Annotated in this window: 15 protein-coding genes and 1 tRNA gene; 8 read left to right on the forward strand and 8 right to left on the reverse strand. The window is 64.8% G+C overall.

Features of this window, described 5'->3' with window-relative positions; translation table 11 throughout:
- Nucleotides 1-7: 7 nt before the first annotated feature.
- The gene (locus QCM77_RS28545) at nt 8-205 is read right to left on the reverse strand and encodes a type 2 periplasmic-binding domain-containing protein (RefSeq protein ID WP_462676352.1); all 198 of its coding nucleotides are present in this window, start codon (nt 203-205) and stop codon (nt 8-10) included.
- 151 nt (nt 206-356) lie between these two features.
- On the opposite strand from QCM77_RS28545, the gene QCM77_RS28550 reads away from it, so the two are divergent.
- Nucleotides 357-1,967 (forward strand): ABC transporter substrate-binding protein, encoded by a 1,611-nt coding sequence (locus tag QCM77_RS28550; RefSeq protein ID WP_279664879.1) that lies wholly within the window; start codon nt 357-359, stop codon nt 1,965-1,967.
- Between the two features lie 255 nt (nt 1,968-2,222).
- Here QCM77_RS28550 and QCM77_RS28555 read toward each other — a convergent pair whose 3' ends face one another.
- Both QCM77_RS28555 and QCM77_RS28560 read right to left on the reverse strand, forming a co-directional pair.
- Nucleotides 2,223-3,362 (reverse strand): amidohydrolase/deacetylase family metallohydrolase, encoded by a 1,140-nt coding sequence (locus QCM77_RS28555; RefSeq protein ID WP_279685826.1) that lies wholly within the window; start codon nt 3,360-3,362, stop codon nt 2,223-2,225.
- A 130-nt stretch (nt 3,363-3,492) separates the two neighbouring features.
- Nucleotides 3,493-3,569 (reverse strand) — tRNA-Arg (locus QCM77_RS28560).
- Between the two features lie 145 nt (nt 3,570-3,714).
- Between QCM77_RS28560 and QCM77_RS28565 the strand changes: the two genes are divergently transcribed.
- On the forward strand, nt 3,715-4,068 hold the full coding sequence (locus QCM77_RS28565; RefSeq protein WP_279664877.1) for a VOC family protein: 354 nt from the start codon (nt 3,715-3,717) through the stop codon (nt 4,066-4,068).
- A gap of 124 nt (nt 4,069-4,192) precedes the next feature.
- Nucleotides 4,193-4,486 (forward strand): GYD domain-containing protein, encoded by a 294-nt coding sequence (locus tag QCM77_RS28570; RefSeq protein ID WP_279664876.1) that lies wholly within the window; start codon nt 4,193-4,195, stop codon nt 4,484-4,486.
- Between the two features lie 117 nt (nt 4,487-4,603).
- Here QCM77_RS28570 and QCM77_RS28575 read toward each other — a convergent pair whose 3' ends face one another.
- Together QCM77_RS28575 and QCM77_RS28580 are read right to left on the reverse strand one after the other, a co-directional pair.
- Entirely contained in the window at nt 4,604-5,242 is a 639-nt protein-coding gene (locus QCM77_RS28575; protein WP_279685827.1) for an RraA family protein, read from the reverse strand.
- Nucleotides 5,243-5,270: 28 nt separating this feature from the next.
- On the reverse strand, nt 5,271-6,782 hold the full coding sequence (locus QCM77_RS28580) for an AMP-binding protein (protein WP_279664874.1): 1,512 nt from the start codon (nt 6,780-6,782) through the stop codon (nt 5,271-5,273).
- A gap of 209 nt (nt 6,783-6,991) precedes the next feature.
- Between QCM77_RS28580 and QCM77_RS28585 the strand changes: the two genes are divergently transcribed.
- Nucleotides 6,992-7,624 (forward strand): hypothetical protein, encoded by a 633-nt coding sequence (locus QCM77_RS28585; RefSeq protein WP_279664873.1) that lies wholly within the window; start codon nt 6,992-6,994, stop codon nt 7,622-7,624.
- Between the two features lie 165 nt (nt 7,625-7,789).
- Here QCM77_RS28585 and QCM77_RS28590 read toward each other — a convergent pair whose 3' ends face one another.
- Together QCM77_RS28590 and QCM77_RS28595 are read right to left on the reverse strand one after the other, a co-directional pair.
- Entirely contained in the window at nt 7,790-8,002 is a 213-nt protein-coding gene (locus QCM77_RS28590; RefSeq protein ID WP_279664872.1) for a hypothetical protein, read from the reverse strand.
- Between the two features lie 28 nt (nt 8,003-8,030).
- Nucleotides 8,031-9,038: a 2-dehydropantoate 2-reductase gene (locus QCM77_RS28595; protein WP_279685828.1), complete on the reverse strand. Its 1,008-nt coding sequence runs from the start codon at nt 9,036-9,038 to the stop codon at nt 8,031-8,033.
- Nucleotides 9,039-9,201: 163 nt separating this feature from the next.
- Between QCM77_RS28595 and QCM77_RS28600 the strand changes: the two genes are divergently transcribed.
- Together QCM77_RS28600 and QCM77_RS28605 are read left to right on the forward strand one after the other, a co-directional pair.
- Nucleotides 9,202-9,789 carry a YidB family protein gene (locus QCM77_RS28600; RefSeq protein ID WP_279685829.1) on the forward strand — a complete coding sequence of 196 codons (588 nt, stop codon included), beginning with the start codon at nt 9,202-9,204 and terminating at the stop codon, nt 9,787-9,789.
- Nucleotides 9,790-9,817: 28 nt separating this feature from the next.
- Nucleotides 9,818-10,090 (forward strand): GlsB/YeaQ/YmgE family stress response membrane protein, encoded by a 273-nt coding sequence (locus tag QCM77_RS28605; protein WP_083636342.1) that lies wholly within the window; start codon nt 9,818-9,820, stop codon nt 10,088-10,090.
- A gap of 181 nt (nt 10,091-10,271) precedes the next feature.
- Here QCM77_RS28605 and QCM77_RS28610 read toward each other — a convergent pair whose 3' ends face one another.
- Nucleotides 10,272-11,057: an SDR family NAD(P)-dependent oxidoreductase gene (locus tag QCM77_RS28610; protein WP_279685830.1), complete on the reverse strand. Its 786-nt coding sequence runs from the start codon at nt 11,055-11,057 to the stop codon at nt 10,272-10,274.
- Between the two features lie 277 nt (nt 11,058-11,334).
- Here QCM77_RS28610 and QCM77_RS28615 point away from each other — a divergent pair, with 277 nt between their 5' ends.
- Together QCM77_RS28615 and QCM77_RS28620 are read left to right on the forward strand one after the other, a co-directional pair.
- Nucleotides 11,335-12,399, forward strand: coding sequence for an acyl-CoA dehydrogenase family protein (locus QCM77_RS28615; RefSeq protein WP_279664866.1), 1,065 nt, complete (start codon nt 11,335-11,337; stop codon nt 12,397-12,399).
- Nucleotides 12,400-12,416: 17 nt separating this feature from the next.
- Entirely contained in the window at nt 12,417-13,577 is a 1,161-nt protein-coding gene (locus tag QCM77_RS28620; RefSeq protein ID WP_211400069.1) for an acyl-CoA dehydrogenase family protein, read from the forward strand.
- Nucleotides 13,578-13,581: the final 4 nt, after the last annotated feature.

The raw sequence follows: 13,581 nt of genomic DNA on the forward strand, positions 1-13,581 counted from the left end.
AACGCGGCTATCTCATCCGCTTGTCGGCGGCGATGAAATCGATGAAGGTCCGCACCTTGGCGGAGAGGTATCTGCGGCTCGGATAGACCGCGAACAGCTTGCCCTCGAAGATGCCCTGCCCGGACATGACGTGATCGAGGCGGCCGGCGCGCGGCTGCTGCAATTCTATCGCGAGCAGGCCTAGGACGAAGCGGCCTGCCGTCACGCCGCCGGTTCCGACGGCCCTCGCTCGATCGCAAACGGGTTCAAATTTGCGAGACAACCCCTCATTGCAAGATGCGGCACCAGACCATACGCTGCGTGTGACGGGGCAACCACCATCTGGTTGCGTTTGCGTCACGTCAGGAGACAAGCGAATGGTTCACGTTTCGCGCCGGAAACTCCTCCAGCTTGCTGCTGTTTCGCCGTCGGCCCTTTCCGCTGCCTGGACGTCACCGGCATCAGCCGCTGCCGGCCCCAAGACCCTCATTGCGGTGATGCAATCGGACCTTCGCGTCACCGATCCCGGCTTTACGACAGCCATCATCACCCGCGACCATGGCTATATGGTCTTCGACACCCTGCTCGGCATCGATACCACTTTCAAGGTGCGACCGCAGATGGCCGACTGGACCGTGTCGGCGGACAAGCTGACCTACACCTTTACCTTGCGCGAGGGCCTGAAATGGCATGACGGAGCGCCAGTGACGGCGGAGGATTGCGTCGCCTCGCTGAAGCGTTGGGGCACGAGCGTCGACGGCATGGCGCGCAAGCTGATGGACTTCACGGCAGGCATCGAAGCCGCAGACGCCAAAACGATCGTCTTCAAGCTGAAGGAGCCCTATGGCCTCGTGCTCGAGACGATCGCCAAGCCATCGGCGGTTGTCGCCTTCATGATGCCCAAGCGGCTTGCGGAGACCCCGATCACCAAGCAGATTCCGGAGCAGATCGGCTCCGGCCCGTTCAAATTCGTCGCGAGCGAATTCCAGCCCGGCGTGAAAGCCGTTTACGAAAAGAACACCGACTATGTGCCGCGCAAGGAGCCGGCCGAATGGACCTCGGGCGGCAAGGTGGTGAAAGTCGACCGCGTCGAGTGGATCACGATGCCAGACGCGCAGACCGCGCTCAACGCGCTGCAATCAGGCGATGTCGATTTCGTTGAAACGCCGCCGTTCGACATGCTGCCCACGCTCGAATCCAATCCGGACATCAACGTGGCAATCCTGAACAAGTTCGGCTTCCAATCGTTCGGCCGGATGAACTTCCTGCATCCGCCGTTCGACAATGTGAAGATCCGCCGCGCCGCGCTGCTCGCGATCAACCAGAAGGACGTGCTCGACGCACAGATCGGCAATCCCAAATACTACAAGTTCTGCGGCGCATTCTTCATCTGCGACACGCCGCTCGCCAGCGACGAAGGCGGCGAGACCCTGATCAGGGGCAACGGCATGGCGGACGCCAAAAAGGCCTTGGCCGAGGCCGGCTATGACGGCACGCCCGTGGTGATCCTGGCACCGACCGACCAGATCCTGCTGAAAGCGCAGCCGGTCATGGCCGCACAGCTCCTGCGCGAGGCGGGCTTCAAGGTCGATCTTCAGGCGATGGACTGGCAGACCGTGGTCACCCGCCGCGCCAGCCAGAAATCCCCGAAAGAAGGCGGCTGGAACATGTTCTTCACCTACCAGGGCGCCGCCGATTCGATGAACCCGCTGGTCAACGTCCCGATGGGCGGCAAGGGCACGAGCGGCGGCTGGTACGGCTGGTCCGAGGACCCCAAGCTCGAGCAGCTCCGCGACGCTTTTGCCCGCGCCACCTCACCGGAAGAGCAGAAGAAGATCGCCCTCGACGTGCAGAAGGAAGCTTATGATCAGGTGATCTACATCCCGCTCGGCCAGTTCCAGGCGCCGAGCGCATGGCGCAAATCACTGACCGGCGTGATCGACGGCCCGGCAACGCCGATGTTCTGGAATGTCGACAAGAACGAGTAGGCTGACGGCCTCTTCCCATAAGGGGCAGGGCGATCGCATATGGCAGCTGAGAGGTCACCGGACGTGCTCGGCCTGCATGGTTCGAGACGCCCGCTTTGGCGGGCTCCTCACCATGAGGGTTTGGTATCTCCCCGCGAAACACGACCTCATCCTGAGGGCCCGCCGTAGGCGGGCGTCTCGAAGGATGGCCGCAGGCGAGCTTCCCGCCACGCTTTCTTGATACGGGAGCTGTCACGAGCGGCGAGAGGCGAAGCTTTAGTTCGGATGCCACCAGCGGCCGCCGATGACGACGCCTTCGGACACGATCTTCCGATCGCCGATCAGGTGCTCGCCGACGACGTCCTCATAGTCGAACTGGCCTTCCTTGACCGAGATCAGCGTGGCATCGCCGATGCTGCCCGGCTTGAGGCTGCCGAGCTCGGGCCGCCGCAGCGCCATCGCAGCGTTGACCGTGGAGGTTGCGATGACGTCCGACAGCGGCATGCCCATGCACAAGAATTTCGACAGGGTCGTCACCTGGTCGAAGGCCGGGCCGTCGATGCAGAGCTGATGAACGTCGGAGGAGATGGTGTCCGGATAGAAGCCGTTGGCGAGCATGGCGCGCGCGGTCTTGAACGCGAACGAACCCTTGCCGTGGCCGATGTCGAACAGCACGCCGCGCTCGCGGGCGTCGAGCACCGCCCGCTTCACCGTGCCCTGCGCGGTCGCGGGCGTGTTGGGGAAGGGCCGGAACGCATGGGTGAGCACGTCGCCGGGGCGCAGGCGCGCCAGCACCTCCTCGTAGCTCGGCGGCGGATGGTCGATATGCGCCATCAGGGGCATGCCGACCTCGTTCGCGACCTCGAGCGCGATGTCGAGCGGCACGATCCCCGACGTGCCCGAGGAATGCAGCCCCACGCGCACCTTGATGCCGACGATGAGGTCGCGGTTGGCATCGGCCACCTTGGCCGCCTCGATCGGATTCATCAGCCGCAACTCCTCGCTCTCGCCGACCATGATCCGGTGCGAGAAGCCGAAAATGCCGGCATGCGAGACGTGCAGATAGGCGAGAATGCGGACCTGGCTCGGCTCGATCACGTGCTTGCGGAAACCCGCGAAATTGCCGGGCCCCGCGCTTCCGGTGTCCACCGCGGTAGTGACGCCGGAGAGGCGGCAGAACTCCTCGGCGTCGATACCGAGCGAGGTGCCGCCCCAATAGACATGGGTGTGGAGATCGATCAGGCCAGGGGTGACGATGAGCTGCGAAACGTCGCGCACATCGGTGCCCGGATCGGCCTTGAGCCCGGTGCCGATCGCAGCGACCTTGCCGCCCGCAAAGGCGACATCCGTCACGGCATCAAGCTTCTGGGACGGGTCGACCACACGGCCGCCGCGCAGGATCAAGTCGAAAGGCATTATCGTCTCCGGATGGGGGCAGTGAGGTGTGGCTGGGGGACACATCAGCCGGGCCAGCAAGGAAGGCCTTCGCTTCTAGCAATTTTTGCGCCGATGGGTGTGGCAAACGGCGACGGTGCCTATGACAAAATGGCGATCCCGGGAAGACTCGAACTTCCGACCTACGGTTTAGGAAACCGTCGCTCTATCCGGCTGAGCTACGGGACCGCGGAACCCGCTTGAAAGAGTTCGGCCCCCTCATAGCAGAGCAGGGTGCGGTTCGCCAGCCGCAAGGCGGGGGCAGATCATCGTCAATCGCGACAAGGCTACGGTACAATCGTTTACCAAGATCCCTCTCGGTGGAGCAGCCCACATGATCGAAAGCATCAGCGCCATCACACTCGGGACGCATGACATGGGCTGCGCCGTGCACTTCTATCGTTCGCTGGGATTCGAGCTCCTGCATGGCGGCGAGGCCGCGGCATTCACGAGCTTTCGCGCCGGGACCGGCTATCTCAACCTGACGGCACAGCCGGACGACAAGCACTGGTCCTGGTGGGGCCGCGTCATCTTCTACGTGGCCGATGTCGACGGGACCTACCAGCGCGCATGCGACGCCGGGTGGCAGCCCTCGACCACGCCACGCGATGCGGAATGGGGCGAGCGCTACTTCCATCTTACCGACCCAGACGGCCACGAACTCAGTTTTGCGCGGCCATTGTCCTGACCGGTTAAGTCACATCCGCTGACGCTCCCAACGCGCAGGTAGCGCTATCCCAGCCGCTGTGGCAAGCTTGGCGCGGTTTCCTCAAGCGAGAATTGTATCTGGGATCTAACCAGGGAGGACGACCATGGTAACCTATGTCGTGCTGGGAAACTTCACTGATCAGGGAGTCCGCAGCGTCAGGGAGTCGCCGAAACGGGCCGAGGCATTCAAGGAGTTGGCCAAAACGTTCGGCGTGACCGTGAAAGAGATCGTCTGGACGCAGGGACGATATGACGTTGTGACCGTTCTCGAGGCCCCAGATGAGGCCGCCGCGATGTCGCTCAGCCTTAGTCTCAGCGCACTCGGCAACGTCCGCACCGAAACGCTGCGCGCGTTTTCGGCGGCAGATATGACAAAGATCGTTGGCAAGATGATCTGACGCTCAAGCCCGCGCGTGCGCACCGGACCTGGGATGGCAATCCCCGGGACGGGGCCTCTCGTGACGCGGATCGCCGAACCCTCGAGCAGCACGCCCGTCCTTCCTCGCCTATTCTGATCAGGCCTTCCCGTAAGAGCCCTGGTAGCGGCCCTCGCGGATCGCCTTCAGTGTCTCCTCCTCGCGCGCGACCTGGGCGCGCACCGCTTCCAGCAGCGCGGCGGCACCAGCGGCAGGAAACGACACCACGCCGTCCTCGTCGCCGACGACGATGTCGCCGGGCGAGATCACGCTGCCGCCGATCGTAACAGGCACGTTGATCTCGCCGGGGCCATTCTTGTAGGGGCCGCGGTGGATCACCGCGCGGGCGTAGCAGGGAAAGTCATCGGCCGCGAACGCTGCGACATCGCGGATCGCGCCGTCGATGACATAGCCTTCGGCTTTGCGCCACTGCGCGATAGTCTTCATGATCTCGCCGACCAGCGCGCGGGTCTCATCGCCGCCGCCATCGACCACGATGACGTCGCCGGGACCGACCAGCTCGAGCGCGCGGTGGATGGCGAGATTGTCGCCGGGACGGGTGCGCACCGTGAAGGCCGTGCCCACCAGCTTAGCGCCGCGATGATAGGGTTTGAGTCCCACCGCACCCGGCAGCCGGGCGAGATTGTCTGAAATGACCGAGGTCGGCGCACCGCGAAAACCCGCGATGATGTCGGCCGGCGGCTTCGGCACACTGTTCGCAGCGATGGTGATGGTCATGCTCGTTCGGTCCTTCCCGTGAATTGTCTCAGTCGGCGTGCGCCTTCGCGGGCAGAATCCGGAAGGCGCGCCCCTCCTTCATCCACGCCGCGCGCTCATCGCGCAACAGCGTGCGGCGAACTTTTCCGGAATCATCGCGCGGCGGGACGCTGACGATCTCAAAGCTCTCCGGATGCTTGTAGCGGCTGAGCCTGTCCTTCAGGAAATCCGCCATGCCGTCGGCGATGGCCTGACCGTCCGCATCGCCCTCCGGCTCGATGATGGCGTGCACGCGCTGGCCCAATTCCGGATCGGGCAATCCCACCACCACGCAGGAGCGCACGCCGGGGCGCTCGGAGACGGCGGCTTCGACCTCGGCGGGATAGATGTTGGCGCCGCCGCGCAGCACCATGTCGGCGAGGCGGTCACCGAGATAGAGGTAGCCTTCCGCATCCAGCCTGCCGATGTCGCCGAGCGATTCCCAGCCGTCCGCGCGGCGCTTCGGCTCGGCGCCGAGATAGTGATAGGTGGCATCCTTGCCGTCATTGTTGAGGAAATAGATCTCGCCGGTCTCACCCGGCGCAACGTCCTTGCCGTCCTCGCCGATGATGCGCAAGCGCGCCATTTCGCCGATCTTGCCGACCGAGCCCTTGTGCGTCAGCCATTCCGTGCCGGAGATGATGCAGGAGCCCTGGCGCTCGGTGCCGCCATAGAGCTCCCAGATCCGCTCAGGCCCGAGCCAGGCGATCCAGTTCTCCTTCAGCCAGGGCGGCATCGGAGCTGCCATGTGGAAGACGGTCTGCAGGCTCGACACATCGTAGGAATTGCGCACGTGCTCCGGCAGCGCCCAGATCCGGTGCATCATGGTCGGCACGAAATTGACCCATTGCACGCGCTCGCGCGCAATTTGTCGCAGCGTCTCCTCGGCGTCGAACTTGACGAGGCCGGTGAGCTGGCCGCCGGTGAACAGCGCGTAATGCGACACGATGAACGGCGCATTGTGATAGAGCGGACCGGGATTGAGCAGCGAGACCCCGAAGGGGATGTTGAGCGGCGGCGCGGCGACCGTGTCGGTCACCGCCGGCTGGTGGTCGAGGATCACCTTCGGGCGGCCGGTCGATCCGCCGCTGGTCATGGCTTTCCAATAGTGCGCCACCGGTGCGGTGAGCGGCTCGTCCGAAAATCCTTCCGGCACGAAATCCGCAGGAAGGCGGTTCGGCGCGTTCCAGTCGGCTTCGCCGCCGACCACGAGCGCCGGCTTCAGGATAGCAAGCACCGCGGCGGCTTCGCCGCGCGGCAGCCGCCATGACAGCGAGGTCGGCGTCGCCCCGCACTTCCACACCGCAAAGGATGTCTCGAAGAACGCATTGCCGTTGGGCAACCCGATCGCGACGAAGTCGCCGGGCTTGACGCCGCTGGCCGCAAACGCCCGCGCGCGCCGGTTGGCGCCGCGCTCGAGCGCGTCCCATGTCAGCGTGTCCGGTCCGTGACGGACGGCGATCGTGCCTTGCGGTTTGCGCGCGGCGTACCAGCGCGGCACATCGGACAAGGGCAGCAGCATCAGGCGTTTCCACTTCGTCTTCTTGGCGTCGCCGACGAGGCGAGCGCAGGATGAAGTGACGCTGTGACTCCTGCACCACGTCAAGCAAAAAATGTCAGCATCACAGCCATGAAATTCCCGGGTTCCATGGGTGACAAGCCGGCAATAAAGGGGCAAAAATCCGGCTCGACTCAGTTCGGGTTGAGTTTTGCAAGGAATGCTCTCGTAGAATGTCGGTCGCAGTTGCATCGCGTCGTGCGGCGCTCCTCGTCGCCACAGCAGGATTTTTCCTGCTGACGCCGTCGCATGCCCAGGCACAATGGTGGAAGCGCGCCCCTGTCGACTTCGAGGCCTGCGCCGACGCCGCCGAGAAAGCCGCGACCAAATCCGAGAAGACGGCTGCGCTTGCAGACTGCAACGCCAAATTCGCCGGCCGGCGCAAGGCAGGCGGCGGCTATGCCTATTACGATTTCCTCCAGGACCGCACCTTCGACATCGCCGGCCCCAATCCGACGCCGGAGGAGCAGAAGAAGATCGACGAATCCTACACCGCCTATCTCGCCAGTCAGCGCCGCAGCAATGAAGCCGCCCAGGCCGCCATGCGCCTGCAGCGCGAGCAGCAGGAACAACAGGCGCAGCAGCTCCAGCAGGTCGCGCTGCGAACCGAGGTCGAGCGCGTGCCCGTACCGGTCGAGCGGCCGAAAGTCCAGCAGGCCGCCATCGGCGACGCGCGACCGCGGCCGAAGGGCGCGCCCTGCACCAAGGGCTCGTTCTCCTGCGAATGGCCGCGGCTGTCGGAAAGCTTGAACGACCTGAAGAAGCTGTTCAGCCCGACGCCGAGCAAGCCCGCGAAGAAGGGCTGAGCTGCGGCCACAAGCTCCGCCGTCGTCCTGGCGAAAGCCAGGACCCATTATCCCAAGAGGCCGTTTGGCGGCAGGCTTGTAGTTCGGTACTCCGACCGTTCACTATTGATAGATTCCGCGGTATGGGTCCTGGCTTTCGCCAGGACGACGGCTGAGGATGCGGCCTCAGTTCGTGTGCTTCTTCTTGCTGCGCTTGGGTGCGACCACCGGCACACTGGCCGGCGCCGTTGTCGGCGAGCCGCTCAACGCCTTCCGGCTCTCCCGCAATCGCGCGTCATAGCCGGGAGAGTTCGTGACCGTCGGCGGCCTTGCTTGGGCAAACGTGACGGCGCCGCAGAGGACGGCCAGTGCGACCCCGATCGTCAAATAGCGCTTCATCGCACGTCTCCCGTCGACCGGCGTGAGCTCATGCAGCGCCGTGGATCTGTTGCGGCGTCAGCCGCGGCGGACCCTTGCCTGCGGCCTCAGCCTCGTTGATCAGCGCAACAATGCGGCGCGACAGCGGCACGTCGACGCTGTTCCGCTCGGCAAGCGCGATGATCGCGCCCTGGAGATAGTCGATCTCGGTCTTGCGGCCCTGCTTCAAATCCTGCCACATCGAGGAACGCGCCTCGGGATCGATCTTCATGGTCCTTCCCAGGATCAGGTTGAAAATCGGGTCAGGCAGTCTCAGCAAGGTGGGCGTCCAGGACGACGGGATCGGCGTCGCCGAAACCGGTGTGATGCCGGCCGCCTTCATCGCAGCCAGCCCCTCCGCCATCTGGTCGGCGAACAGTTTTCGCCAGTCGCGGTTCGCCAATTGCGCGGCGAGCGGCATGTCGGACAAGGCGCTGAGCGCATTGTTCAAATTGATGACCAGCTTGCCCCATTGCACGCCCGTGATGTCGCGGCTCGCGCGCATGGTGAGCCCCGGCACCGACAGCGCTGCGGCCGTGTTCGCTTCGTCTTCGCCAACATGAATGTCGCCGGAGGTCGAGCGGTGGAAACGGCCCTCGCCCATTCCGATCACGTTGAAAGGCACCATGCCGGCGAGCACGCGGCGGCCGTCGAGGCGCTCGCGCAGCACCGCGACATTGCCGACGCCGTTTTGCAGCGAGACGATGACGGCATCCTGCGGCGCATGCTGCGCGATCTGGTCCGCGACACCAGCCGTGTCCGCGCTCTTCACCGTGACCAGCACGATACCGGCGCTGTGGAGGATCGCGGGATCTTCCGACAGCGCGAGTTGGCCCGGGCTGAGCTTCTTCTCGGAGCCGTCGAAATCGGTCAGCCGCAGGCCGAACCGCTCGATCTCGGCCTTCACCCGCGGCCGCACCAGGAATGCGACGCGGCGGCCGGTGGCCGCCAGGGTGCCGCCGACGAAACATCCGATGGCGCCCGCGCCGGCCACCACGATCGGTCGATCCGTCATCACCTCGCCTTGCTCCCTGAATGCCCGGCCTTCGATAGCAGAGGCGAGGCCGGCTGCCCATCGCGGCGCATCCGCCTTGTAACCGTCATGAGAGCCCCATATGTTTTTGCCCCGGGGGCCTATCAGCGGCGGGCACTCGCCAACGAGAACGCCAAAGGAGAGCACCATGGGTCTACTCGACGTCCTCAACGGCATGCAGAACGGCCCGCGCGGCCCGAGCACGCCAAGCTCTGAGAAGTCCTCGGGCGGCATGTCGCCGATGACCATGGCGCTCCTTGGCCTGCTCGCCTGGAAGGCGTTCAAGCACATGACTGCAGGCCAGCCCGGCGCGGCGCCGCAGCAGCGGTCACCGCTGCCGCCTCCGACGCCGGTGAATACGGGCGGCGACGCTCTTCCCGGCGGCAGCGGCGGTCTCGGCGATCTGCTCAAGGGCGGCCTTGGCGGCCTGCTCGCGGGCGGTGCGGCCGGCACGGTGCTGAGTGGCGGTCTCGGCGATCTCCTCAACCAGCTCCAGCAGGGCGGCCATGGCGACGCCGCCAATACCTGGGTCGGCAAGGGCGAGAACAAGGCGATCGCGCCGGGCGATCTCGCCAACGCGCTCGGCGCCGACCAGATCGAGAGCCTGTCCGCCCAGAGCGGCCTGTCGCGCGACGAGCTGCTTTCGGGCCTCAGCCAGTATCTGCCGCAGGTGATCGATCATTTGACACCGGACGGACGGCTGCCGACCGAGAACGAGCTTTCGGGCAGAATCTGATTTTAGTCAAAACGAGGGGAGCGCTGTCATGAGCATGGGTGGCTTGTTGTGGATCATCGTCGTCGGCTTCATCGCCGGTCTCATCGCGCGCTGGCTGGCGCCGGGACCGAACAACCCGAGCGGGTTCATCCTCACCACCATCCTCGGCATCGCCGGCGCGTTTCTCGCGACCTTCGTCGGCCAGGCGATCGGCCACTACAGTCCCGACCAGGGCGCCGGATTCATCATGGCCACGATCGGCGCGGTGGTGGTGCTGTTCATCTGGCACCGGCTGGTCGCGAGCGGCGTGATCAAGGGGTAGTCGCAGTCAATTTGGGCTGTGGTCTATCTACAAAAACGGTGTCGTCCCGGCGAACGCCGGGACCCATAGCCACCGAATTCGATTTGGCGAAGATCAGTCATTGCCGGCTTCGCGCCACAATACGCCCTGTGGTTATGGGTCCCGGCCTTCGCCGGGACGACACCGAGTGTGTTGCGAGGCCTTAGGTAGTCAAATGCATCCCGGCATCCATGCGCACGACCTCGCCGGTCATGTTGCTGGAGGCCGGCATCGCCAGGAAGCAGACGAGCTGCGCGATGTCCTCCGCTGATGATGCGACCTTCAGCGGCACCTTCGCCACAACGCTGTCGCGCACCTGCTTGGCGCCGGCCTCGCCGCGGCCCTTGGTGAACCAGGGCGTGTCGATATAGCCCGGGCATACCGTGTTGACGCGGATCAGCGGCGCGAGCGCGCGCGACAGCGACAGCGTCATCGTGTTGAGCGCCCCCTTGCTCGCGGCATAAGCGATCGATGAACCGACGCCGCTGATCCCGGCGACCGAGGACACGTTGACCACGGCGGACGGCCGCTCTGAGGCCTTGGCGCCGGCCTCCAGCAGGCTGCGCGCCGCGCGCACCATCTGGAACGGGCCGATGGTGTTGACGCCGTATAGGCGCTGGAAATCTTCCGCCGACAATCCATCGAGATCGGCATGGGCGACATGCTTGGTGATGCCGGCATTGTTGACCAGCACATCGAGCCGGCCCCAGCCGCCAGCTGCCGCGACGATCTTGCGGCAATCCTCATCCTTTGAAACGTCGCCCTGCGCGACCAGAACTTCCGGAGAGCCCGCCTTGCGGCAAAGGTCCGCGGTCGCCTCCGCTTCCTTCTGGCTCGAGGAATAGTTGATGACGAGCCGCGCCCCGCTCCGTGCGAGAATTTCCGCGGTCGCAGCACCCAGGCCGGAGGCGGACCCCGTCACGATTGCGCACAAACTGTCCTTTGCCATCCGATTTCCTTCCCCTGTCTTTGATGCAAGCCTTGGGCTAGCAAGCCTTGGCTCGCAAGCCTTGGCTAGCTGACCTTGTTTAGCGAGTTTGCCGCGCCCTGCAAATCGAGCAAACTCCGCTAAGCGGAATTAGCTTGTCGCCCATGCCCGCGCCGCAGGTTGACCTGCGATCAACGCTTGTCAGGGCCATGGCTTTTTCGGATCATCGGGCGCAAGAAGAACCTGCGCGCCCGCCCCACGGGGCCGGATGCGCCAATGGCAAAACACGGGGAACGCTGTGGCGGAGAGTGACAATATCGTCGTCGAGACCGCGGAGAAAATCTTCGCCGACCTCGCCGATCCGCAAACCGTCAACAACGACAAAAAGGATTCGTGGCAGGCGCCGCTATGGCAGGCACTGAGCGAAGCCGGCTTGCCGTTGTCCTGGGTGCCGGACGATCTCGGCGGCTCCGGCGCTAGCCTTGCCGACGGTTTTGCGCTGCTGAACGCAGCCGGCCGTTTCGCAGTCGCGGTTCCCCTGGCCGAGACCATGCTGGCGGGCTGGCTGCTGGCGCAGGCGAAGATCGCGTCCCCCGAGGGAGAGATGACGCTGCTGCCGGCCTCGCCGAAGGATCGGATCACGCGCGATGCCGACGGCGCGCTCTCCGGCCGCGCCCGCGGCGTGCCCTTCGCAAAGGCGGCAAAGCACTTTGCAGTGCTGGCACACGGCAAGGACGGCGCCTCGATCGCGCTGGTCGATGCGAGCAAGGGGCAGATCGAGACCGGACTCAATGTCGGTTACGACCACAGCGACACCGTCACGCTCGACAAGGTCCAGCCGGTCACCATCAAGCCGGCGCCGAAGGGTTTTGACCAGACCACCCTGATGCTGATGGGCGGCGTCGCACGCAGCCTTCAGATTGCGGGCGCGCTGGAAGCGATGCTCGACATCTCCGTGCGCTATTCCAATGAGCGCGTCGCCTTCGAGAAGAAGATCTCCAAATTCCAGGCGGTGCAGCACAATCTCGCCCGCCTCGCCGGCGAGTCCGCTGCTGCCCTTGCCGCAGCGACCTCTGCGGCCGATGCCATCGCCAATGCAAAATCGTTCGACGATGCGGTCTACCTCGAAGCCGCCTCGGCAAAAATCCGCTGCGCGGAAGCTGCGGAAAAGGGCGGCGCCATCGCGCATCAGGTCCATGGCGCGATCGGCTTCACCCTGGAGCACATCCTGCATCGCTATTCGCTGCGGGCGCTGGCCTGGCGCGACGATTTCGGTTCGGAAAGCCACTGGGCCGTCGAGCTCGGCAAGCTCATCGCAAACCGCGGCGCCGACGAATTGTGGCCGCTCGTGGCTTCGCGCTGATCAGGGACGAGACAACAATGACCGCTGCCCTCCGTTTCGATCCGATCCGCCTGCCCGAGAAATGCGAGCAATTGCGCAAGGAAGTGCGCGCTTTCCTCGCGGAAGAGATCGCCGCCGGCACCTTCGATCCGCACAAGCCCAACCGCGAAGACACCGACGCGCCGGAATTCTCCCGCCGGGTCGGCGCCAAGGGTTGGCTCGGCATGACCTGGCCGAAGAAATATGGCGGCCAGGAGCGCTCGTTCCTCGAACGTTACGTGGTGACCGAGGAAATGCGCGTCGCCAACGCGCCGACGCGGCGCTTCTTCGTCGCCGACCGCCAGAGCGGGCCGGTGCTGCTGAAATACGCCCCCGAAAATATCAAGATGGACATCCTGCCGCGCATCTGCCGCGGCGAGATCTGCTTCGCGATCGGCATGAGCGAGCCGAACTCCGGCTCGGACCTGTTCGCCGCGAAGACGCGCGCGACCAAAACTGATGGTGGCTATCTCATCAACGGCACCAAGATATGGACCTCGTCGGCACACATCGCCGACTACATGATCGCGATCTTCCGGACGTCGCAGCCGACCAAGGAAAACCGGCGTCACGGCCTGACGCAGTTCCTGGTCAAGATGAAGCAGCCGGGCATCCAGGTGAACCCGATCGGCCAGATCACCGGCCAGTACGAGTTCAACGAGGTCGTCTTCACCGATTTCTTCGTGCCTGACGATCATGTGCTCGGCGAAGTCGACGGCGCCTGGAAGCAGGCGACGAGCGAACTCGCTTATGAGCGTTCGGGCCCCGAGCGTTTTCTGGAGACCTATTACGTGCTGACCGAGCTGGTGCGCGCGGTCGGCCCCAATCCGGATACGCGCAGCGCCGAAGGCATCGGCCGGCTTGTGGCGCAGCTCCACACCATGCGGCGCATGTCGGTCTCGGTCGCGGGCATGTTGCAGGCCGGCAAGGAGCCGGTCGTCGAAGCGTCCATCGTCAAGGACATCGGCACGGTGTGGGAGCAGCAGCTTCCGCACCGCGTTCGCGATCTCGCCGCCTTCGTCGAGGAGACCGCCACCAACCGCGAGACGCTGGAGCGGCAGCTCGACTTCGCCATCAAGACCGCACCGAAACTCACCATCCAGGGCGGCACCACCGAGGTGCTGCGCGGCATCATCGCCCGCGGGCTTGGTTTGCGCTAACTCT

Source organism: Bradyrhizobium nivariense, assembly GCF_029846695.2.
Lineage (GTDB): Bacteria > Pseudomonadota > Alphaproteobacteria > Rhizobiales > Xanthobacteraceae > Bradyrhizobium.